This is a genomic window from Methanolobus sp. WCC4, from assembly GCF_038022665.1.
Lineage (GTDB): Archaea > Halobacteriota > Methanosarcinia > Methanosarcinales > Methanosarcinaceae > Methanolobus.
Window position 1 is genome coordinate 2,114,591 of record NZ_CP150629.1, and the last position, 25,287, is coordinate 2,139,877.

Here is a 25,287-nt window from a genome sequence, read left to right on the forward strand (position 1 = left end):
TTATGTCTAAATGATAGATAGTTCGAGATAAAGAACATAGAGATCGTTAAAGATCATACACCGATGAGGGATATAGTGTGGTTATAGATAAATCCGGATACATGGCACTATTCATAGAATCACCGATATCCATAATGATACACGACAAGGAAAGTGGTGAAATAATCGATGCTAACCCTAAAGCCTATAATTCATTTGGATTTTCTTCACTGGAAGAATTACAGGCAAACAACATCTGGTTCAACCCACCGTACTCACTGAATGAAGCACAAAAATTCATACACAGAACTATTTCCGAAGGCTCCCAGGAGTTTGAATGGCTTCATAAGAAGAAAAATGGCGAGGATCTGTGGTTATATGTCCGGCTGAATACTGTTACGATCGATGGTGTTGAATGTGTCATGTCAGCATCGATCGACATAACCGGGAGAAAGGAAGCTGAGAATGCTTTACAGCAAAAGAGTGAGGAACTGGAAAAAATTCGCGAACGTTTCATGCTGGCAGTGAATGGTTCACAGGAAGGGATCTGGGATTGGGACCTGGAAAGTAACCAGCTATACTTTTCTCCTAAATGGAAGGAAATGATCGGATATGACGATCATGAACTCCAGAATTCCTTTTCTACCTTTGAGGTGAGACTCCACCCTGAAGATAAACAAAGAGTACTCGACTATCTTGAAAAATACCTGAACGGAGAGATATCTGAATACCATATCGAATTTCGCTTCCGTCATAAAGATGGTAATTACATCTGGGTACTTACCAGAGGGGTCGCTCTTAGAGATGAGAATGGAAAACCCTGCAGAATGGCAGGTTCTCACATAGATATAACCGAACGTAAAAAGAACGAAAGAACCCTGAAACAGGCGAAGCAGAAGTACAGACAGGCATACAAGCTCTTACAGGAAGTCATTGAAAGTCCTGAGAATGTTGTTATATTCGCTCTTGATAAAGATTACAGGTATATCGCCTTTAACAGGAATCACCAGATGACAATGGAACATATCTGGGGTGCCAGGATAGAGGTTGGTGACAGCATGCTTGACCATATCAAAAGTCCTGTTGATGCAGAAAAGGCAAAGGTGAATTTTGACAGGGTACTTGCAGGCGAGGCCTTCACCATCGTCGAAGAATACGGTGATTCATTATTTGATAGAAGATGGTATGAGAATGTTTACAGTCCTCTTGAGGACCATGAAGGAAATGTCTTCGGGCTCACACTGTTCTTAACAGACATTACCGAGCGTAAGATGGTAGAGGTCCAGTTACAAAGAAAAGAAATGCAACTTCGTACTGCACAAAGTATTGGAAACATCGGGAGCTGGGAGTTCGACCTTAATTCACGTAAGGTCGATACATCTGAAGAAGCAAAAAGGATCTACGGGATCGGGGAAAAGGAATACACGATCGATGAGATACAGGATATACCATTGCCGGAATACAGGCAGATGCTATTCGAAGCGATGATGGACCTTCTGAAAAGAAATGTACCCTATGAAGTTGAATTCAAGATCAAAAGGTCCAATGATGGGGAAATTCGTGATATACGGTCTGCTGCAGAATATTTTGCTGAGAGGAATGTTGTCATAGGAATGATACAGGATATAACTGAACGCAAAAAAGCTGAGATGGCCCTTCTTCAGGCCAAGGCACTGGCTGAAGAATCAAATCAGATAAAATCAGAGTTCATTGCGAACATGAGCCATGAGCTGCGTACACCACTTAATTCGGTCATTGGTTTTTCCCAGATACTGGGTGAGAGGATCTTTGGGGATCTGAATAAAAAACAAGAGGATTATGTATCCAATATACAAAAAAGTGGTAAGCACCTATTGGAACTGATCAATAATATACTCGATATTTCAAAAATAGAATCAGGAAATATGGAATATAAGCCTGAGCTAATCGATCTTAAAGAAGTAATTGATGAGATCACAGCATTGACAGATCCCCTGATAAAAGAGAAGAATATAGATCTTAAAGTCAGCAGCGGGTCTGAAAAACTGGAAATGAATGCTGATAAGATCAAAATGAAACAGATATTGTATAATCTTCTTAGCAATGCTATCAAATTCACAGAGGAGAATGGGAAAATAGGTCTTGAATCCAGAATGGAGAATAACAGTGTCCGGATATCTGTGTCTGACACTGGCATAGGCATTCCTTTAGAACAACTGGAAGCTATATTCGATCCATTCAGACAGGTCAGTTCAGCCACGAACCGAACGCATGGAGGAACCGGATTAGGCCTTTCTATTGTCAAATATTACGTAGAGATGCATTCAGGCGAGATCAGTGTTAAAAGCGAGGTTGGAAAAGGAAGCACATTCACTTTAACAATTCCGATCAGCAAGGAAGATAAATAGTTGCTGACCAAAACTAGCTTACATTACAAATCCACGTCTACCCAGCATACTCAATGATAGAATAATCATTGGTTATACACATTAAGGCCACTTAATTAAATATTAATTGTAGTATATTTCGCACTGGAAACGAAGGGCTCCTAACTGCCAGAATAATCACAGATCATCAAACTTTATTTTCTTTCACCCCTGCAACTGATATGAGAAACAGAAAATATAAGCACAATAGGTACATACTGATTAAATTATAGTACTATAAATATAATTATAGCGATTTGTTATATATATGTTGCTGAATAATAGTAAATATACACAGACATTATTGTGAAAAAATGGATCTAACAACTTATCTCAAACATTTGTTTACTATTTTCGAGCTCAAGCTGGCCGGTCCGGCTTTGAGTGCGCAACAAATGAGGCTGCATGGAAGATAGATTTACCCTTGAAAAGAACAGACTGAAAAGTATCACAGATATCCTTCAGTCAAAACATGACTCTGTACAGGAATTCCTGGATATTGTACTTGAGGAGGCTATCAAGCTCACTGGAAGTGCGATAGGTTATATCTACCATTATAATGAAAGAACGAAGCAATTCACTCTTAATACCTGGTCTAAAGAAGCAATGGAAGAATGTAAGATTGCTAAGCCTCAGACCACTTATAAGCTGCATGGTACAGGTATATGGGGAGAAGCAGTGCGGCAGCGTAAAACCATAATAGTCAATGATTTCCATGCTCCAAACCCTTTGAAGAAAGGTTATCCTGAAGGTCATATAGAGCTTCACAGGTTCATGACGATACCTGTTTTCAGGAACAACAAGATCGTTGCTGTAGCGGGGGTCGCCAACAAAGGATCGGATTACACGGAAAATGACAGGCTCCAGCTTAACCTGCTAATGGATTCCATGTGGAATGTCACAAGAGAGATCGGTGCTGAAAAAGCATTAAGGGAAAGCGAAAAGAAATACCGGGGTCTTTTTGAGAATGCCATTAATGCCGTAGCGATCCATCGGATAATTCTTGACAACAAAGGTGAACCAATCGATTATGTCTTCCTTGAGGCAAATGAAGCATTCGAAGAACATACAGGACTCAAAGTCGACGACATCATTGGAAGATGTGTGACCGAAGTTATTCCTGGAATTGAAAATGCACATTACATCAAAACATATGGTGAAGTGGCAATTACAGGTAATCCCATCAGCTTCGAAGATTTTGCCGAGCCATTGAACCGATATTATCATATCAGTGCCTACAAAGTTGACGAAGATATATTTGCTACTGTTTTCCAGGACATCACTGAACGTAAGAATGCCGAAAATGCACTGATCAACAGAGAAGGACAACTACGGACTCTGGTAGATACCATCCCCGACCTCATATGGTTAAAGGATGCTGACGGGGTTTATCTTTCATGTAATACAAAATTCGAGCGTTTCTTTGGTGCAAAGGAAGAAGATATCAGTGGAAAGACAGATTATGATTTTGTAGACAGGGAGCTTGCAGACTTCTTCAGGCAAAAAGATGTAAAAGCAATGGAAGCCGGCAAGCCCAGTGTGAATGAAGAACTGATCACCTATGCAGATGATGGTCATGAAGAATATCTGGAGACCATAAAATGTCCCATGTACGACTCTAACGGAAAGATCATAGGAGTGCTGGGCGTTGGAAGGGACATCACCGGGCGCAAAGAAGCACAGGATGCCCTGCTTGAGGAACGCCAGCGTCTTGCAAACATTATCGAAGGGACGAATGTAGGCACATGGGAATGGAACGTGCAAACTGGCGAGACATTGTTCAATGAACGATGGGCAGAGATCGTTGGTTACTCACTGGAAGAACTGTCCCCCATTAGCATCCAGACATGGATAGACCTTAATCATCCGGATGATCTTGCAATATCCGACAAACTCCTTAAAGAACACTTTAGCGGAAAACTGGATTACTATGAATGTGAAGTGCGTATGCGCCATAAGAATGGGGAATGGGTATGGGTGCTTGACCGTGGAAAGGTCACTGAATGGGATGAAGAAGGCAAGCCTCTTCTCATGTATGGGACCCATGCAGATATCACTGACAGGAAAAAGGCAGAAGAAGAGCTTCTTCATGCAAAAGCAGAAGCAGAGAATGCCAACAGGGCAAAATCGGAATTCCTTGCAAATATGAGTCATGAGCTGCGTACGCCAATGAATTCGATCCTGGGTTTTTCCCAGATGCTATACGACGGAATACCCGGCAGTATCAATGAGAAACAAACAAAGTATCTTTCAAATATACTGAAAAGTGGCAATCAGTTAACGGACCTTATCAACGATATACTGGACCTTTCCAAGATAGAGGCCGGAAAGATGGAACTCGCATATGAGATATTCGATATCAATGACCTGACCGACGAGATTGTAGCATCAATGAAACCGGCTGCAATTGACAAGAATATAGATATAGTAAACGAGATCGATAACGGGATCATCGAGATATATGCAGACCGTAACAAGATAAGAGATGTCATGTACAATCTCCTCTCTAATGCTATCAAATTCACCCCGAAAAGTGGAAAGGTCAGCATAAAGGCAGGTCACAACAATGATAAAATCACGATATCGATATCAGATACCGGTATTGGTATTGCAAAAGAGGATCAGCCCGGAATATTCGAACCTTTCGAACAGGTCGATAGTTTCTTCACCCGTGAGTATGAGGGAACAGGACTTGGCCTTAATATTGTTAAGAAATATGTGGAGATGCATGACGGAGAGCTACATCTTGAAAGTGAGGAGGGGAAAGGCAGCACCTTCACATTCGAGATCCCGGTCAAGCCCATAGAAGAATGAACATTCTACAGGCCTGTCAAAGACCAGATATCACACCCTCTTTTTCAAATATACAAAGACTACACCAAGAATGCAGATAGCTGAAAGCAGAACTTCAAATCCCGGCAAGCCAGGACTATCAGAACTCTTTCTGATCTGCTCTGCCATTTCTTCAAGTTCAGCCTCATCTTTTAGCAATTCATAGAATCCATGCCACTGTACATAATCAGGACCCATCATGAATGCGCCCATTCTTGCACGTCTGCCCTCATGATGCCAGAATTCATAGATCTTGAACTCTATGGGTTCATCAAAGTTCTGCTCGGTCAGCAGTCCCTCTTCCCTGAGCTCATCAACTATTAGTTTTGCTCCTGCGTACTTCTTATTGTATAACTCAACAGTATTGTCTGCATTTTCATAGTAATTCGTGATCCAGTCACCTGAATGACACTGTGCACACACGGAGTACATACGGTCACGCTTTTCCTGCCACGTGGACCCATCACTGATGGGAGTCCCGAATATGTTAGCCGTGTTGTCGGTATGTCTTGATACAGGAGGTTCAAGTTCCCATGAAAGACGTGAACTCACATCATGCGTGGTTTCGAGTTCATCCGTCCCGGACATATGGCATACAGTGCAGGTAGGTGCCCTGTAATCCTCACCAGCTATCCATTCCTCTGAACTCCAGTTCCACTGGTCACCCTCGGTATTATATATGCTCCCATGCTTGGATTCGGAGTATATCTCCGTCTGGGGATGGTCCGGCCCAAGATGGCATTGTTCACATGATTCAGGTTTTCTTGCTTCTTCAACTGAGAAAAGATGGCGGGTGTGGCAGGCGGCACATGACCCAGGGCTTCCGTCAGGATTTATTCTTCCAATCCCGTTATTTGGCCATACTTTGGGATCATCCGTACTCTTACCGGTCATATTGGTCCCATGACATGCCTGACAGCCGTTGACAGTAGCATCATGGTTCACAATGGTCTCACCGTCGACCGTTATCTTACTTTCAAGATATGGCAATGCCTTATTGTCAAAATCTACCTCATAGTACAGAGCACCAAGGGAATGCAGGCTTCGGGTATTCTCTTCGAACTCTTTGGCATGGCATGACCCACAATCACTTGCTGATACCACGGGTGATATATGAGGTCCGAAATGAACCCTGGCATCAGGGTCATCAGGGTCGGCTATGTGACAGTCCCCACAAGATATACCTTCCTCTGCATGCTTGCTGCTTTCCCAGTCATCTACTATCACCGGAAATACGTCCATAGAACCGTGACAATCCAGACAGCTATCGGGTCCGTATTCGACCGCTGCACCTGTTTGGATGATCAAAACAAAAATTACGACCAATGTCCATGTTAATAAGTATGCTACCTTCATGTTCCACCCCTTGATCACAATGATCCTGTAGGATCATATGAAATGTCCCCTTAAAAAAATAGACAGAACTTTGATAAAAAGGTTGGCTAAAAAAGTGCAAACGAAAACTTACAACTGTTGATATTCTCATGTAATCGGCATTCTCATGTACATGCCATACTAGAAACCTTTGATTACTGCAGTATTGTTGTGAATGGGGAAGTAGCATATTATCAAACATCCGTTTTTTATATACAGAATGAAATATTGTGAATAGTTGTCTCCGCCACATTTATTCCAATATTGAGCACTATTGAAAGTACGTATTATCTGAATAAAGTCCAACAGTCAAAATAAGATTATAGTATATTTTGCACTTATAATTTAGTGCATTTAAATATTGAACTAACTATAAAACATCATCAATGTCCTTATCAGATTATTTAATCATTAGAAAATTATTAAATACAGAATATTTATATACAATATAACATGATACATTAATATAAATCATTGTGCAAAAGTTAAACTAACTATATGTATATCCCCGTGATCTTCATCCAGAAGTCCGAGAGACCAAAGAATAACCGGACTTTAAACTGTCAAGAAAGGAATATAATGAAAAAGAAGAACATACCTTCCTGCATCCACGATAAAGTAAAGGTAGACTGCACACAACTATTCAATAACAACATAGAACTATCAGGCTCTGGCAAGTCGTTAGCTAATGAAGAGTTAGTCACCTGTCCCGGCCATTGTTATCAAGAATATCTGGAAACAACTGATCGGGTTTGTATATTCAGGTGAAATTATTTCATGTATACCGGGGTATGCCTCGTGGATCTGAAAAAAATAAGTATTGCTCATAAAATATTGATAGTATCTTTGTTATTAACTATATTACCTGTAACTATAGTTGGCTTTTATGCTTACGAGCAAACAGAAGCTGGCACCTGGTCTCAATTAGAAGACTATTTGAACGACCAGTTGTTAATTGAAAAGGTATATATCGAGTCTACTTTCTCCCTTGCACAGGACAAAGTAAGTAGTGACCTGGGGGTTGCAAGGACCGTTTTTTACTCGAAAGGTGATCCCGAGATAATAAATGGACAAATGGTACTGGGGGAAGATTATGTTGTCAACAACAATTTCGAGATCGTTGACAATGTCAAGAATATGGTCGGAGGGACTGCGACTGTATTTCAGGTACTGGATGGAGAAGCTGTAAGGATCTCTACTAACGTAATCACTAATGAGGGAGAAAGAGCAGTCGGTACCATAGTGTCACAACCGGTTTATGACACAGTTGTCAACAAAGGTGAAACATTCTACGGAAGGGCATGGGTGGTCAATGCCTGGTATCTGACCGCATATGAACCTATAAGAAATAGTGCAGGTGAGATCATCGGTATTCTTTACGTTGGTGTTCTTGAAGAGCCATTTATCAGTACGATAAGGGATCACATTGATGAAATTGTTGTAGGTGAGACCGGATATATCTATATAATGGACTCAGAAGGAGATATTATAATTCATCCTGGTCTTGAAGGTGAGAATGTCTACGAGTATGACTTTGCAAAAGACATCATCAATAACAAAGAAGGTATTATTGCTTATGAGTGGGAGGGACGTGATAAAATTGCTGGCTACACTTACTATGAGCCAAGTGATTGGCATATAGTATCAACTACTTATTATGAAGAGTTTGCAGATCCCCTGCTAGCGATCAGGAACAGTATAATAATGGCTGTTCTGGTCTTTGTGATTCTTGGTGTTTTAGCTGCATTCCTTCTAAGCAGATCTATTTCCGGTGGAATTCAAAAAATTGTTACTGAGTTTGATGACATAACCAATGCTACTATTCAGGGTAAACTGGACAGGAGAGCAAATATTGATGTTGGTGTCGATCTGGAGGCGATACCCAGGGGTTTCAATCAGGTACTGGATGCTGTGGAAGAGAATGAGGAAAAGCTCAGTGCAATGGTGACGAACATTTCCGATGTTATCGCTATTATCGATAAGAATGGAGTTAACAGGTACAAAAGCCCAAATGTAGAGAAATTGTTCGGGTGGAAGCCTGAGGAACTGGTTGGTAACTTTGCATGGGAACAGATACATCCTGATGATGTTGCAAAGGCACAGGCAGCACTCCATGGGATATCAACTGAACCAAAAGCTACCACAAGCATAGAAGCAAGGTACCGTTGCAAGGACGGGGACTACAAATGGGCGGAATTTATAGGTATTAACCTTTTTGATGAAACTGCAATAAATGGATTTCTTGTGAATTACCGTGATATTTCCGAACGCAAGGAGTCAGAAAAAGCTATTCGTGACAGAGAAGAACAGTACAGGGCACTTTTCACAGAAGCACCTATTTCGATAATCATACATGACAGGGAAAGCGGTGAGATAATTGATGCAAATCCCAAGACCTGCGAAATGTATGGTCTTTCTTCGCTTGAGCAACTAAAAGCAAATGAATTCTGGACAGATCCACCATATTCCTTTAATGAAGCACTCAACCTGATCCATAAAGCTGCCACTGAAGGAACACAGGAATTGGAATGGCTTAGCATAAATGCAGAAAATGAGTATTTCTGGCAACATGTCCGATTGAGTCCTGTAACCATCAATGATGTTGAAAGGATTATGGCGACAACAATTGACATAACTGAACGTAAGCAGGCAGAAATGGCTCTTCTTCAGGCTAAAGCCCTGGCTGAAGAATCAAATAAAACAAAATCGGAATTCATTGCAAACATGAGTCACGAACTGCGTACACCACTTAATTCTGTTATCGGCTTTTCCCAGATCCTGAACGATAAGATATTTGGGGACCTGAATGAAAAGCAAATGCATTATACGTCCAATATACTGACAAGCGGCAAGCACCTGCTGGAATTGATCAATGCTATACTCGACATTTCAAAAATTGAATCGGGTAATATGGAGTTAACACCAGAGATGATCGATATGCAGGAAGTGATCTATGAGATAACATCAGTGATGGACCCTCTGATGAAAGAGAAAAGCATTGGTTTCAGAATTAATACTGAGTTTGAAAAGCTGGAAATAAATGCTGACAGGATGAAGCTTAAACAGATATTATATAATCTTCTTAGCAATGCGATCAAATTCACACCTGAAAATGGCAAAGTTTGGATGGATACAAAAATACTGAATGACAGCGTTCAGATATCAGTGTGTGATAATGGTATTGGTATTCCTCTGGACAAGCAGAAAGCCATATTTGACCCATTCAAACAGGTCAGTTCATTTGCAAACCGCAGTCATGATGGAACAGGATTAGGACTTGCTATTACAAAACACTACATAGAGATGCATTCAGGTGATATCTGCGTTGAAAGTGAAATAGGCAAGGGAAGCACATTTACTTTTACATTACCAATTGATCTGAAGAACGGATGATCTATGCCTTTTTACCAAAACAGGTTTCCACGGAAGTAGAAAACTTTATATCGGTTTGAATACAACCCCTTTTAAGGATATTACCCGATCGGTAGTGGGGCGGCTATATGATGGGTGCACGGGGTCCGGATACTCTTGGTTTCACTAGTGCAATTGTTTCAGCGTTAGCTATGTTGTTCTATTATTGTTGGCGCTGTCTGCACAAACGCATATCTTATGACACTACGTTGGGTTTTGGTCCATCATATTGCATGTCTGAATCCAATAAACACGCATACTGACTTGATCTCTGGCCTGCAATTCTAAAGTAATTGGAGTGGGAAATAGAATGAAACTAAAATGGTACGATCGATCATCGGTAGTGTTCATTATCACATTCGTGATCATTATGGTCCTTTCCGTGTCAGCAAATGCAGAAAATTATGTTATTGGGGATCAAAGATCGCCGGTGGTGATGCCTGTAGAAGGAGCTACTTATGTCGGAGCTGAGGAATGCAGCCTCTGTCACGCGGAAAAATATGCAGAATGGGAAACAACGGGTCATGGGTACATACTCATTACTCCTGAGGAAGCTCTGGAGATGAGAGCTGATCTGCCGTTGCCTGCTGGTTATATGGAAGACGATATACTCTTTGTGAACGGTGGCTGGGGATGGAAAGCCAGATATATCGATGAACAGGGATACATCATAACAAAGACCGGGGAGAATATGGCTGTCAACGGTTCGAACCAGTACAACATTGAGACCGGTGAATGGGTGGATTATAATGCAGGGATACTGCTGGAGTACAACTGTTTTAAATGTCATACTACAGGCGCATCCTATGATGAAGGAGTGGAAGGATTAACCGGCATTCCCGGTTCGTGGGAGTTCAGAGGTGTTCAATGTGAGGCATGTCACGGGCCTGGCAGCGAACATGTGGCACAGGGTGGTGCAGAAGGTGTTGCTATCAATGTGGATCCAAGTGCCTCTTTCTGCGGACAGTGCCACAGGAGAGGAGAGGACGATGATAAAATACCTTCAGGCGGAGGATTTGTACAGCATCACGAGGAATATCAGGAACTGCTGGCATCCGGCGGAATGTCAACATTTGACTGTGTTGTGTGCCATGACCCTCACCAGCCAGTACATGCGGGTGCTACAAATCCTACAGAAGGACTTGGCATAACCACACAATGCGAAGACTGTCATGCTGAAGCCGCCCGAATCTATGCAAATTCAACAAAAGGAGCAGCAGGAATTGAATGTCTGGACTGCCACATGCCACTGAGCGCCAGATCAGCGGTCAATACATCCCCTTACGTGGCAGATGTAAGGTCACACCTGTTCAGGATCGATACCAGCGTTGATGCAGAGTTCACATATATTGATGAAGAAAGCGGAAAGGAATATGCAAATTCGTACCTAACACTGGAGTATGCCTGCCTGAAGTGTCACACGGACAAGGATAAGGCATGGGCTGCTGAAACAACACCCATGGTAACTGCCCATGCTGCAAAAGAGGATACTGCTCCCATGACATCGACTGAAGAGGCAACGCCCGGATTTGGAGTGATCACCGCGACTTTGATGATTGCGACAGGGTATTTGATCGTAAGGAGAAGACCATAAGAATTCTCCTTTTCTTTTCTTTTCTTTTATTTTTTTCCTGAATGACTTTGTGTTCACAATGTGTGCGCGATCATGAAAATGATGAATCATGCCGGCTTCGCCGGACCCTCCGGGATCGGTAAAGTGATCCATGACTTCCGGTTGATGAAACTGCTATCTACTGCACCCTTGTGGTTCCAGTAGTTCTGCAAAAACAATTGAATAACAAAGAACAAGGCGACCATCCACTGCAGGTGGCACGTTCCTTTGCTGCCATCCTGATGACTTTTGAAACAAGATATTTGTTTAAAGTTACTGCGTTCAAAGTTGCAATTGGCAGGAATTCTACATAGCCGGAAAAAGTATTAATCAGATAATTCCCCATTTCTTTATGGGAGTTTGAAAATGGTTGAAACGACTATAAAGGTAGAGGGTATGTCCTGTGGACATTGCCAGATGCACGTTACAAAAGCAATAAATGGAGTTGAAGGTGTCTCTTCTGTCAATGTAGATCAGGAGAAAGGAGAAGCCAGTGTATCCTATGATCCGGAAACAACAGATATTGACACGATTAAAAAAGCGGTCAATGATTCCGGATATAAAGCCTGACATCGTTTGAAATATAGATTTATTTTTGCTGCGAGGGAGTAATGAAAGTACAGATCAACAGATAGATCAGATCTGACAACACATTATATATCTGCATTTTAGATGCCGGATAAAACAAGAACATCAATGATGTGAGAGTGTGATAAAGACAGTATTAGAGATCGAAGGGATGACCTGTGCGTCATGTGCAAAACGAGTTGAAGATGCCTTAGGAAAAACAGAGGGTGTTGTATCTGCAAGTGTAAATCTGCCTGCCGAAAAAGCGTTTGTGGAATATGACCCGGACATCACAGATATGGATGCACTGGTAAAAGCTGTTCAGGATACCGGATACGGTGCGATCCCCGCGGACAGGAAAGCAAGGACGATCACTGCCGACATCGGTGAAATGACCTGTGCGACATGTGCACAAACAGTTGAAAGATCACTTTCCTCGATCCCCGGTGTCCAAAAAGCAAATGTCAATTTTGCCGCATCCAAAGCAACGATCTCATACGACCCATCTGCTGCATCTGTCGATGACATGAAAGCAGCTGTTCATGATTCCGGCTATACGATGAGTTTTGAAGAAGAGGAGGAAGAAGAAGTTGACCGTGAACAGCTTTCAATAGACAAAGCGGCACGCAAGATGTGGCTGGCATCGATTTTCGCCGGCATGATCATGGTCCTGATGATGGTTCAGATGTTCTTTATGACCATTCCCTATTATTTCTTCATCACCCTGATACTGGCCATTCCATCTGTATTTATAGCAGGGGCTGATACCCACAGAGCAACCTGGAAAGCTCTGAAACACAGAACGGTTAACATGGACACGCTCATAACAATGGGCTCCCTTATCCCTTATTTACTCAGCATGCTGGGTATCTGGTTCCCGGTTACCACATTTGTAGAAATGGCAGCTACGATCATGGCATTGCACCTTGTAGGGAGGTATCTGGAAACAAAAGCAAAGGGTAGGGCATCCCAGGCAATCAAGAAACTTATCGCCCTGGAAGCTAAGAATGCCCGTATTATTGAGAATGGGGTTGAAAAAGAGATATCTGTTAAAGAGCTTGATCTGGATGACATAATGCTTATAAAACCCGGTGAGAAGATACCGACAGACGGAGTTGTGGTTTCCGGCAGCAGTACTGTGGACGAATCCATGGCAACGGGTGAATCGCTACCTGTTGAAAGGAAAGAAGGGGATGAGGTCATCGGTGCCACCATCAACCAGAATGGTTCACTCCGGGTAAAGGTCACAAAGGTCGGAAAGGATACTTTCCTGTCACAGGTCATTACCATGGTCGAGCAGGCACAGGGATCAAAGGTCCCTATACAGGAGTTTGCTGACAGGATGACCGGGTACTTCGTACCAACCGTTATCATCATAGCCATAGCTGCATCGATCTCGTGGTTACTGTTTCCTGATCTTCATATATCGATAGTTGAGTATTTCAACTTCCCCTGGAGCAATACAAATGTCCCTATATTCACACTTGCACTCCTTGCCACAACGGCAGTACTTGTTATTTCCTGCCCCTGTGCCCTTGGACTGGCAACCCCCACAGCCCTGATGGTCGGAACTGGAATGGGAGCACAGCGAGGCATTCTGATCCGCAGTGGTGAGGCGATACAGACCATGAAGGATGTTAATATCATTGCCTTTGATAAGACCGGTACAATTACAAGAGGCCAGCCTCAGGTAACCGATGTACTGGTATCAGGTTCCCTCTCATCAGAAGAACTGCTGTCCTATGCAGCAAGCCTGGAGTCGGTTTCAGAGCATCCTCTGGCAGCTGCCATAATCAAGAAAGCAGAAGAGAACGGAGCCAGTACTCATGAGGTCATGGATTTTGAATCGATAACAGGGAAAGGTGTGAAGGGTCTTATCAATGACCATGAGGTTCTCGTGGGGAACCGAAAGATCCTTTCCATGTACGATGTCGATCATCAGGAATTTGAGGAGAAGATGGGTAATCTCGAAGCTGATGCCAAAACGGTGGTATTGGTGGCAATGAATGGAAAAATAGCAGGTATCATCGCAATTGCGGATACTGTCAAGGAAGATTCCATTCAGGCGATCAGGGAGATCGAGAGAATGGGTATAAAGACCGCAATGATCACCGGAGACAACAATATGACAGCAGAAGCTGTGGCAAAAAAGGTCGGGATCAGCTATGTGATCTCCGATGTCCTGCCCGGGGGAAAAGTGGATGAGATAAAAAGGTTGCAATCTGAATATGGTATAGTCGCAATGGTAGGGGACGGTATCAATGATGCCCCCGCACTCAAACAGGCAAACATAGGAATTGCCATAGGTACGGGTACTGATATCGCGATCGAATCATCTGATATCACTCTGGTGAGAGGGAACATCAAGTCGGTTGTTTCCGCTATCAAATTGTCAAGATTCACATTCCGTAAGATCAAAGAGAATTATTTCTGGGCCTGGATCTACAATGCAGTAGCTATACCAGCAGCTTTCTTTGGATTACTTCACCCCATGATAGGAGCAGGTGCAATGGCAATGAGCTCACTGACGGTTGTTCTTAACTCATTGAGGCTCAAAAACACAAATATTGAGCCTGAACCCGAAACCTGACCACTGTAGAAGACCGGGGATGCTTCTTTACTTGAAGATGTGTCAACAAAGGAGGAGTAAGAATCCTAATACTGTAATATCGTATTATGGAGTAGAATTAAAGCAAGAGTAACGGAATCAGCAATTAAGGTGAATGTCAATGATAAGAACAGAGTCACAGGAAACGAATAGCTGGCCCTTAACAGATGGAGATTATATCATAGGTGATCCGGAATCTTCGGTTGCTGTGGTGACACTATCCTCTGATCACCATACCCTTGGTCTACAGAATTATGCAATATGTGGCACATGTTTTACGGAAAATTTTGGCATACAGAAAGTGATCGTAAATGTACTTTCAAATCCCAACATCAGTTGCCTGATACTTTGCGGTAAAGAAAGTAAGCATTTTGCAGGTCAATCTATCATGGCACTTATAGAGAACGGAGTTTCGGCCATGGGAGGTTATAAAAAGATAATCGGATCAATAGGAGTGATCCCTTATCTGGATGAGATACCCATGACCGCAATAAACCGCTTTCTGCGAGAGATCGAAGTTATAGATCTCATTGATATTACTGATCGTGGAACAATCCAGAGCAAAATAGATTCCTGTATCCATAAAGAACGAAAAGAAGCAGCGAACCATATAATGCCTGAGATCGATGAAAATAGCTGGAAGAAGTATGAAAATATAGTTCAGCAAAACACCATGTCGAAGATAAAGAAATAGAGGTCACCGGTATCAGATCACACCGGTTACCTGCTTTATTCCTTACTTTGTCCCATTATCAGTTTGCGTGGACAAGCACATGCATAAAGTTCACACCGCCTACTCCACTATCGCTGCTTACCAGTTCTTCTCCATCACTTGTAGACCTGTAATGGTCTGTTGTATAATCCCATTTAAGGTTGACATCTGCGAGAAGCTGCTGGTCCTTTGAAGCAGGAGGCTGGATCACAAATTCAAGTGTGCCGTAGCTCTCCCTTTCGTTATACGCATAGTCGGGACCGGGGCCATAGTAATATATCCTGTACCTTGGATTGCTGATACTGGTCACCCAGTACTCGTTGGCAGAATCCCATCTCCATGACTCGGAGGCGAATTCGGCATCAGGTGTCAGAGTTATCCTTGATGTCTTCTGGTCCGCATGGGTCACAAAACCTGTTATGTCAAGTATCTCTGAAGGATAGCCCGGTTTTTTAGATACGAATGTGAGCTGGTTGTTGAATCCGGTAATACTTCCTTCAACAGTTATGTCGACCTTTCCTCCACCTTCAAGATAATAGGTCTGCTCGAACTCCACCGGGATCATTTCTTCCTTTGGACTTCCCTCTATCTCCAGTTCTATCTCCTGATCGGAACTTGAACCGCCGGTGATGACCACAGCATAAAGGACATCATTCTCCTTCAGGGAAACCTGAGCCTGCTTACCATTATCGGTCAGTGATGCAACATACACCGCTTTTGTCCTTTCACCATCTATTGCCTTGTACAGCTGGATGACATTGTTTTCATTCATTCCGCTCAGAGCTTCTACGGATACGCCCCTGGTCGTTGATCCTGAATGTACATCTGCAGTGATAGCTACGAGTTTTGCAGTGTAACCGCTGTTAAGCTTAACCTTTACCTTTTCAGTGGTATCACCTGTGGAAATGTCTTCCTTGTAGGCTACAACTTCCTCATCGAGTCCTTTCTCTAGTTTTATAGGACTGTTCGCATTGAAGAGGAAGAAACCTGCAAAATCTGCATATTCGTCTTTCAGGCTGGACTTGTGGTTCTCCTTAATATAACTGTCAAGGGATGAATCCACACCTGTGAATGCTGAATCCTTTGCAACAGCACCCCATATTCCCTTGAATGGAACTCCGTTGGAAGCCATGTAGTCTATGAAGTGAGATGTTGAATATTCGTGATTTGAATCGACAGTGGTAATGGTAGTCTCAAGGTATCTGGGTTTGACATCCTTGCCCATGGCACCGGTCTTCAGTGCGATCTCATCTGCTGCATAATCTGCGGTAGCTTCTATCCACCACCTTCTCATGTCCATACCCCTGCTATAGAATACCTGGTTCTGGAACAGGTGGAAAAGCTCATGGGAGATCTCCTGTTTGGTGGCAACATCGCTGTAGCTTTGAGTACTTATGATAATGTTACCTGTGAGTGGATTGTAGTACGATTCATCACTTTTGATAACATAGACAGATATCTTGTTCTTGGGAGCCGTGAAGCCTGCGTTCACGTAGGCATCATAGGATTCCTCCAGCAATGACCTGACCTTCGCAGTGTATCCATATATCTCATATGCACCAAGACCACTTGCATCCAGGCTGTCATCGAATTTGATGGTGAAGTGCGGGGCTGTGGATACAACATAGCCATCTGAAAGACCGAACAATGTCCATGGTGAGAAGTGAGTTGTCTTTACAACTATTTTATCATCAACAATATCAAACTGAGATTCAACCCATACCTCGTCTTCCTCGTTATAGCTGGCAACCGTGAAGTAATCTAAAGCTTCGATACCTTCAGGCACCAGGGAAGCATCATAGTCAAAACTCAGTGTGATCTCTTTCTCAAAATAACCTTCATCTCCAAGTTCTATCTCGTAGGATCTCAGAGGTGTCAGTGCATCCAGTTCCACATCCGGTATCTTTTCCACACTGGATATGACCAGTTTCTCCTCAGTAGCGATCGTACCTGCTGGTATCTCTACAGTGAGCTGCTCCACTGATACAGTACTATCCTCGACCGGGCTGATACTCTGTGAAACAAGCTCATCTTTACCTGTGCATCCTGATGACAGGATCAGGAGCAACAATACACATATTATATGTAATTTTTTAATAGAACCACCTCAACAACTATATGTAAAATATAAATGAGTTAGGGGGATATATATATGCATATATATAAAGATATCAGCTGATCAGCGCTTGATTATCGTTATCAAGAAATGAAATTTGGACATGTATTCTAAAACATAAAGAAGTGTGACGGTGTGTCAATACCATTCGCAACTCCGATGACGCTTCGGAAGCACAAAGCGAGGTTCTAAGCTACGCTCAGCACCGCAATAATGAGAAGAAAAGTTTGTTAACTCTGCAAAAACAAATTGCAAGAGAAATAGATAAGTGTGGTGGGCCCGATGCCATTCACAACCCAGATGACGCTTCTGGAGCGCGAATCGAGGTGCATCGCTGCGCTCAACACCACAATAATGAGAAGAAAAGTGTAGTAACTCTGAAAAACAAACTACAAGAGAAATAGATAAGTGTGGTGGGCCCGATGAGATTCGAACTCATGACCCCCGCCGTGTAAAGGCCTCCCCTGTATCCGTTTGCGAATATATACCGGTGCAAGAGAGCCGGACATCTTCCCATGCAGAACACCCACAGGTACTGAATGATGTATGGGCCCACCACAAGGAATCTTTCAAGGATTGGTTGAACGATAAAGATGTTTCTCAGACAACAAAGAGAGATTATTATAACGCTCTTAAACGGTTCTTTTCTACTGAATCAGTTCAAAAACCACAGGACTTCAGGAAGCTCGATCTGAGAGACAAAGAAGAGCGTGGATTACGTAATTTGTTCAACTATTTTGAAGATGAGGACATTGATGATGTCTGTGGATATTCTATTCAGAAATGGCGGCGTTATGTCAAAATAAAGAAATCAAATGTCTATGAAGTCTATGTTACAGATGAAGAGATTCAGGAAGCATATGAGAGTTATCATGAAGAATTGAAACCTATCTATAAGTTGCTGATGTACTCTGGAAATCGACTATCTCATATTCACAAGATGCTGAAGACTTTTGATGAACGCAATATTGTTGTAGATGGAGAGGTTGCACATTACCCATCAGCTGCTTTCTCATCAGGAACAAAGAAGACATTCCAGATATACTTCCCATCTTCATTCATTACTACACTGAAAAGCATCGGCAAAGTCTATGGATACGATTACTATGCCAAGAGAATCAGGCATAATCGTGTATGTGCAAAGACTATTCGCAAGTGGCACCTTAACTTGATGATTAAAGAAGGAGTTACTGAGAGTTTGGCTGATTTTATTCAGGGAAGAGCACCTGCTACTGTAGGAAGTGCTCACTATCTCAATAAGGTACAGCAGTCGAAAGAGGAGTATAGGAGGATTTTGAGGAACTTTGTTATATGAGTGGCAATAATTCCCTGATTATTTGAGGTTAGGTCATTCATTTTCGTATCGCATCTTTACACTATATTGAGGGTAGCAAGAATTCAACATAAGGGCAAAAACCCTATTTGCAGGATTTAACACTATCAATAATATAAATCAATGTTTACTGATTTTGATAACATTAACTTCATTTCTCTTTAGATTCACCCCCTTTTGTGAAATTAGTCAACAATGCGGAACTTGTGCCGAAAGCAACTGAGAAGGGGGAAGGGGGTGCATGAGAAAAAGCGAAGTTATGAGCCCCTTGAAATGGATTTCCTGGAAAAGGATTTCCTGGAAATGTATATTCAGCTGGATTTATGATAGAGGGTTTTAGTCCAGCATTCTGCATAATCCATTTTGGAGCACCAGCATATTGAACACTATGCCATGCCTCATGCACGGGTGTAGTGTAAATACTTCTTCCATGAAGTAAGCGAGACATGCCATGACTTGTAAACAAAAAATTACGATTTGGAATACCATAAGTTGGATTAAATTGTGTTAATGTTGGAAGTCGAGCACGAAATTTAGGCACAAATGAAGTTTCATATATAGTAGCTATATTTTCCACTATGTTATACCTTCCATACAAATTAAGTTCCGGTGGATCCCCACCATACCTGAATTTCAAATCATTTTTTGCCCCCGCTATGCGACGTACACGGGGAGCCATTCTCCCCAGCTGATTATTTCTAATACGGGCTCTCCTTTGAAGTCCGCGAGGGCCTAAGCGATGTAAAGCATTGACACCCCGATTGTAGGCAAAAGAAGTACTTGCGCGAGCAAAGCCAAAGCCACTCCGGCCAAGTGTGTAGATGTTAATACCTTCTGAGCCAAATTCAAGCCAGTCTCCCTTCTCTGCCGCATCCCACATGCGACCAGGAGTTTCGATAATGCCCTTACCCATCTGCGAAAAAACATCGCTGATGTCCATCCCCCCTTCAGCCATCTTACCAATCCCACTGACAACTTCGTGATGATAGTCCCACCAGCCTGTCGCAATCCCAATAGCTTCTATAATGACACCACTCAAGTCTTCAGCTTGCTTTACACCTTCTACGAAAATATTGGTAACAGCCCATACGGCACCTCCCATCGCTAAAACTCCTCTCCCCCACCAAGATAATTCATGGTGTTCGCCTATTCCACCTACATCTGAGCTATTTCCACCTTGAACATTACTTCCAGTTGGAACATTATTTGTTGCTGAGAGTCCGAGACGGTCAGTCCATGCATATGGGTTGCCTTTGGCAAACCCATAGCGATCTATTCCATCTATAATGCCCAAAGGCTCAGGCTGTAAAAATCTTCCAGTAGTTGAGTCATAAACCCTATATGGGGTCAAGTAAAGGTTTTGTGAATCAGCTCTCCAAATACCGTGAAAACCATACTGATTCTGCAAAGCAGGCTCTGTAGCTGCAATCTGTTGTCCAAATACGTCGTAATTAGTAGTGGAGATTAAATTTCCAGAGCTATCTGTGATACCTACAAGAGACCCTGATAGATTTGTTAAGGGTATAAAGTTTGCTCCACACTGCGCGATTTGAACGAGGTCTGCTTCTGATATTCCATGTACATATTGAACTAGAGGATTACCATCTGCACTTCTGACTTCAATAATGGAATGATTTTGGTAAACATACCGTTTATCTACTCCGCCTTCTGAAACAGTGAGCATGCGACCAAAAGGATCGTAGGTAATCTTAAGTAAAATGTCTGCCCCCTTAAAAATTGTAGTCAGACGATTCTCTTGATCATAGACAAAACTAAAGTTTCCATTTTTTATGAGATTCCCGTGACCATCATGAATCCGGTTAACACCTTCTATGGATGTATAACGTCCAGATTCATCAACAGAGTAATTGATGGTTTCTAAAATACTCCCACTTTTTCGGTGGATAGTACGTTCTCTAGGACCATCATTGAAAAGTTCAAAGAGAATTTCTTCTTTTTCGGGATCTGAATCAATACTCAAAGATATATTTGAAGAAAGGTTATCAAAATCTGACTGTGATAGCACGTTTGTTCCAACATTACTGAAAGACAAAATATCAATGAGGGAAATATTTGTTGATTGCATTACATCTATCACCCGACCTTGTGCATCTGCTTGTATAGATTCAGTCCATACTGTACTATCTTGATCAGTTTGAATTACTTTAGGCAATCCACGCGAATCAAAAATTCTGGAAATTTCTAAAATGGGTTCATTCTTATCTTCTCTATAATAATTGAGATGTATCAATCGCCCAGCTGGATCTCGAAGAGTCCTAGCATTTAATGCTTCACCAAATTTTCTAGCAGTGTATCCGCGAAATCCAAGAGGGCATGCTTGTAGAATAGAATTAGTCATATCTGTGGATCCAGGATCATTACGACCAATAGCAGTTTGATGGATTTCTGTTAGACAGCCAGCTAAATCGTATTCATATTTTAATGTCCTTCCATTTGGGTATTTAAGATTCGATAAACGTGATGCTGAATCGTACTCACAAGAGACCGTAAGACCATCAGTATTTTCAGAAATGAGAAGGCCTCTAGAGTCATAACGTTGCCTAATAAAACTTCTGCCATCAGCCACGTGGGTAGGACGACCTAATCCATCATAAGAGAATTTAATGAGTGAGGGGCCGTTCACATGGTACCACGCTGCACCAGCAGGAATTTGCAATGCACTGCGATCAATTTCCTGTCGCTCAATGTGACCATCGCCAGTATACTTAAACTGGGATATCACTCCGTTTCCATCTTGATGCCAGACCAGATTATCCATAGCATCATATCTATGTTGTACAATTACCTCACTACTGCCAGAAGGGCCATATTTGTAGATGATGGGACGACCAAGTATATCATGTTCAACCTCCATAACACGTCCCTTCGGGCCATTTATCTGCTGGACTTCACCTGCCGAGTCTCGCACCACCTGAAGGCGGAGTTCTTCAGTAGTACCTTTAGCTACTATCATTTCCTGAAGATCACCAAAGGCATCACGTGTTTCTTTGATTTCAAATCCAAGTTCATCTTTCGCAAGGACCCTGCGTCCTGTACTATCCCACTTCAAAATGCGCTGGTTTCCAAGGGTATCTTCCAACAAAATAGGATTCCCAAGTATATCAAAAATGGTTTTGGTCTGAAACATTTCATCCACAGAAGTTCCATCCGGCTGGCTGGCCGTGGCAAAAACCCTTTCAATAGTTGTTCGATTGATTGTGTCATATTCCCTTTCAATACGATTGCTTTCAGCATCTTCAATTTTAATGATACGCCCAAGCCCATCATAATCATAACAAATAAATTCACCTTCCGGAAATTCGATTTTTCTTAGACGGTCCGCATGATCATAGAAAAAGACCGTCTCAGCTTTTTCTTCTGAGTCCTCTCCAGCAGGATCAAAAACAAATAAAATACTTTTTCGTAAGCGTCCACCTTCATCACGCTCAAACTCCTCTTCAGCCAATCGCGTATTCTCACCGGCATCTGGATGCTTTCCATATATAATACGCTTGGTTAACTTATCCAACGCATCCCATTCTAGTTTTTCAATGGTTCCAGAGGGAGAAATTCTACGAGAGATGCGCCCATATCCATCATATTCACAACATTCAACGTTCCCAAGAGGATCCCTCACAGATAGAAGTTGGCCTTCCCTGTTGTATGAATAAATATACTTTGCCTCATCAGCAGTTCCGGATGCTAAAATTTGATCACTAATTTGCCCTCTGGAATTATATGTGAATTTAGTGACCATTCCACGTGGGTTCATAGCACTGATAAGTAGCCTATCTGGACTATACTCCATAATTGTTTTACGAGTAATAGACCCATCTCCTGATTGATCCAATACTTTAACAGGGTCGCCTGAATCGTCGTATTCAATTATCTGAATTAGAGTACCAGAATAATCTAAACGGCCATTACTATTCATTCGTACACTTTTTACTTTAGCAACTCGATCGTGTTTTGTGTAGTCAAATTCTGTTATCCCCGGAAGACCACCTGACACATGAGGTGAAAGCTCTTCCCTTAACACTAAACCAAAATGGTCGAAGGTTTTTTTTACTTCAAGACCGTCTGCTTCACGAAGTCTTACCAATCGGCCTCCAAAATCCCATTCCATTTCCCTTTCGAGCGCAAAGCCCTCTTCATCACAGATTTCCTTATTGATATATGCCTCCAGCCCAAGAGTATCAAAATAATCGTAGCGTGTAACCAAATCGCTTTCTGAGAACATAGGAATTCTTCGCCGTACTAATCTTCCCCTATTATCAATTTCAAGAATTATCTGCCTCTCAGACTGAATACTTCCATCAGGGAGTGTTGCATTAGGATATTCAACCCGAATGAGGTTTCCTTTCTCGTCATAGATAAATTTGCGAGTGACGCTAGGAGGACCATTTATAGGCAGCTCATCAATTCCCGCATAATATGGACCGATTTCTTTTTCAATATATCCGAAAGTTGGATGATAGGTGAAGGTAGTAATCCTCTTTGGAGGGGAATTGGAACCAGGAATAGCATATTCTATTACTTTTCGTAGTTCCCCAAATCTGGCCTTGTCAACTGGAGGAGCGGTTTCAGGATCTCCTATTATGATTTCATATTCCTCTCGACCATAACGATATTCAATTACTCCACCCTCAGGGCGCTCCTCCCTAATTACACGGCCGTCGAGATTGTAACGATAACAATATTCAATAGTACGAAAAGATCCCTCTACAAATTCTCTTGTGGAATAGGAAACGACTCTGCCCAAATCATTATACTCGTATTCGTGGATGTTTCCATCAGGAGATTGAACATAAACCCTAACTCTTCCATAATTATGAGGTTCAAGTTGAGGATCAGAGGATATAGGCAAAATAGATTCGTAGTCATAAATCCATATTCCTTTTCCTTCTTTTTGTGCAACTACTCTATTATAAGAAAGCCTCTTAGGCTGGGTGCCATATTGAACTCTCAAGATTGAAATACCACGCGGGTCTATCACTTCCACGATATTATTTTCCATACCCATGGGTGCAAGATTTCCCAAATATCTATAACCGTGACACCGCTGAAATTGCTCCTCACGACCAGTGCTATGATTAACCTCAACAAGCCTTCCAGCCGAATCATACTCATACTGAATCCAACGATCAGATGCCTTGTCAATCAATCTCACAAGACGTCTATCATCATCATATTTCAGACAAATCTCCCGCCCTGAAGTATCAATTATTTTAATCAATAGATAATCCTCATACTCAAAGAGGATTTCATTCCCGTTGAGATCAGAGATGCGTTCAGCCTTAAGATTTTCATTATAAAAGATTCGGCGTCCTTCAGGACTTAGAAGAATATATTTTCCAGACTTTTTTATCAAACACTCATGAATTCCTGCTGGGCTTCCAAATATTGCATCAGCAACCCCGGTAAAGTCATCTGGAACATTAAAACCTTCATTTTTCAAAACAAATCTATCCATTCGCAGCGATCCACTGCTAACATACACTACAAAATCCTTACCACCTTTGATATTATCCTCTAAAGCTTCCCTAAGCCACAGATTATAGGAATGGTCCCATTGTTTCCCCATTGGACCATCATAGTCAATCCTGTGTCGATAGGTTCTACTAAACTGTATATCTAAACCAACTCCAGGTATCTCCAAGTCAATTTCACTTAATATAAGGTCACCTAAAGCAAGCAGTACAGGGTCACCCCCACTTGATGAGTCTCCAGGAGGTTGAGAACCCCTGCGATCTGATGTACTGGTCCCACCAGAAAGTTGTATGGGAGCAGAACTTGGACGTTCCAGTCCTCCAATAGAACGTGAATCTGCGGAGGGATCAAATGGGTTTCGCCCTGCCAATATTTCATCTAAATCAGGCCATATAGAAAGAAGAGTTTCTCTCGAATTAAAACGCAGAAGAATCCTTAAAATGTCGGGATGGGTGAGTGCTGCCCTTAGTTGAGCATTTTGTTCTTCCAATGAAAAAGAAGAGTTTCTTATTAGGGTCGCGGCAGGAGAAACTGCAAGATAATAGAAATCCTCATCGTCAGCGTTGTGTGTACTGACAATCGTACCAGTATCATCTATTTGGAAAATTGGTAAACCATTTACTGAAAGATGACTTTCAGCATAATAGCGTAGTGCCTCCACAATAGTTATCCTTTTTTTATTAATAAGAGAACCATTTTCATCAATGGAATAGGAATAATATTGATTATCTTCTTCTAATTGGATATAACGTTCTATCTCTACCATGAATTCAACTCCATGATATAAACGGGATGATAGACACTCTAGCCCACTTAAAACCGCTTATAGAATAATAAATATATTTCAT

General features: G+C 42.1%; 11 protein-coding genes. 8 read left to right on the forward strand and 3 right to left on the reverse strand.

Annotation, left to right across the window (positions count from 1 at the left end; translation table 11 throughout):
- Positions 1-77 precede the first annotated feature (77 nt).
- Positions 78-2,366, forward strand: coding sequence for a PAS domain S-box protein (locus tag V7O63_RS10105; protein ID WP_340818388.1), 2,289 nt, complete (start codon positions 78-80; stop codon positions 2,364-2,366).
- A gap of 423 nt (positions 2,367-2,789) precedes the next feature.
- Positions 2,790-5,198, forward strand: a complete 2,409-nt coding sequence (locus V7O63_RS10110; protein ID WP_340818389.1) for a PAS domain S-box protein — start codon at positions 2,790-2,792, stop codon at positions 5,196-5,198.
- A 30-nt stretch (positions 5,199-5,228) separates the two neighbouring features.
- On the opposite strand, the gene V7O63_RS10115 is transcribed toward V7O63_RS10110, so the two are convergent.
- Positions 5,229-6,524, reverse strand: a complete 1,296-nt coding sequence (locus V7O63_RS10115; RefSeq protein WP_340818390.1) for a multiheme c-type cytochrome — start codon at positions 6,522-6,524, stop codon at positions 5,229-5,231.
- Between the two features lie 1,002 nt (positions 6,525-7,526).
- Between V7O63_RS10115 and V7O63_RS10120 the strand changes: the two genes are divergently transcribed.
- The 5 genes from V7O63_RS10120 to V7O63_RS10140 all read left to right on the forward strand — a co-directional run bounded on the left by V7O63_RS10120 (position 7,527) and on the right by V7O63_RS10140 (position 15,482).
- Positions 7,527-9,983, forward strand: a complete 2,457-nt coding sequence (locus V7O63_RS10120; RefSeq protein WP_340818391.1) for a Cache 3/Cache 2 fusion domain-containing protein — start codon at positions 7,527-7,529, stop codon at positions 9,981-9,983.
- Positions 9,984-10,311: 328 nt separating this feature from the next.
- Positions 10,312-11,595, forward strand: a complete 1,284-nt coding sequence (locus V7O63_RS10125; RefSeq protein WP_340818392.1) for a multiheme c-type cytochrome — start codon at positions 10,312-10,314, stop codon at positions 11,593-11,595.
- Positions 11,596-11,979: 384 nt separating this feature from the next.
- A complete protein-coding gene (locus tag V7O63_RS10130) occupies positions 11,980-12,183 on the forward strand; it encodes a cation transporter (RefSeq protein ID WP_340818393.1) in 204 nt (67 codons plus the stop codon).
- Positions 12,184-12,322: 139 nt separating this feature from the next.
- A complete protein-coding gene (locus tag V7O63_RS10135) occupies positions 12,323-14,770 on the forward strand; it encodes a heavy metal translocating P-type ATPase (protein ID WP_340818394.1) in 2,448 nt (815 codons plus the stop codon).
- 139 nt (positions 14,771-14,909) lie between these two features.
- Positions 14,910-15,482: a tetrahydromethanopterin S-methyltransferase subunit A gene (locus V7O63_RS10140; RefSeq protein ID WP_340818396.1), complete on the forward strand. Its 573-nt coding sequence runs from the start codon at positions 14,910-14,912 to the stop codon at positions 15,480-15,482.
- A 58-nt stretch (positions 15,483-15,540) separates the two neighbouring features.
- Here the strand turns inward: V7O63_RS10140 and V7O63_RS10145 are convergent, their stop codons facing one another.
- Entirely contained in the window at positions 15,541-17,568 is a 2,028-nt protein-coding gene (locus tag V7O63_RS10145; protein WP_340818398.1) for a hypothetical protein, read from the reverse strand.
- Positions 17,569-18,196: 628 nt separating this feature from the next.
- Between V7O63_RS10145 and V7O63_RS10150 the strand changes: the two genes are divergently transcribed.
- Positions 18,197-18,931: an integrase gene (locus V7O63_RS10150; RefSeq protein ID WP_340818399.1), complete on the forward strand. Its 735-nt coding sequence runs from the start codon at positions 18,197-18,199 to the stop codon at positions 18,929-18,931.
- Positions 18,932-19,100: 169 nt separating this feature from the next.
- Here the strand turns inward: V7O63_RS10150 and V7O63_RS10155 are convergent, their stop codons facing one another.
- Positions 19,101-25,205, reverse strand: coding sequence for an RHS repeat-associated core domain-containing protein (locus tag V7O63_RS10155; protein WP_340818400.1), 6,105 nt, complete (start codon positions 25,203-25,205; stop codon positions 19,101-19,103).
- Positions 25,206-25,287: the final 82 nt, after the last annotated feature.

Bases quoted from the DNA above. Each gene is read 5' to 3' on its own strand.
- V7O63_RS10110 (WP_340818389.1), top strand. From the start codon at position 2,790: ATGGAAGATAGATTTACCCTTGAAAAGAACAGACTGAAAAGTATCACA.
- V7O63_RS10125 (WP_340818392.1), top strand. From the start codon at position 10,312: ATGAAACTAAAATGGTACGATCGATCATCGGTAGTGTTCATTATCACA.
- V7O63_RS10130 (WP_340818393.1), top strand. From the start codon at position 11,980: ATGGTTGAAACGACTATAAAGGTAGAGGGTATGTCCTGTGGACATTGC.
- V7O63_RS10140 (WP_340818396.1), top strand. From the start codon at position 14,910: ATGATAAGAACAGAGTCACAGGAAACGAATAGCTGGCCCTTAACAGAT.
- V7O63_RS10155 (WP_340818400.1), bottom strand. From the start codon at position 25,205: ATGGTAGAGATAGAACGTTATATCCAATTAGAAGAAGATAATCAATAT.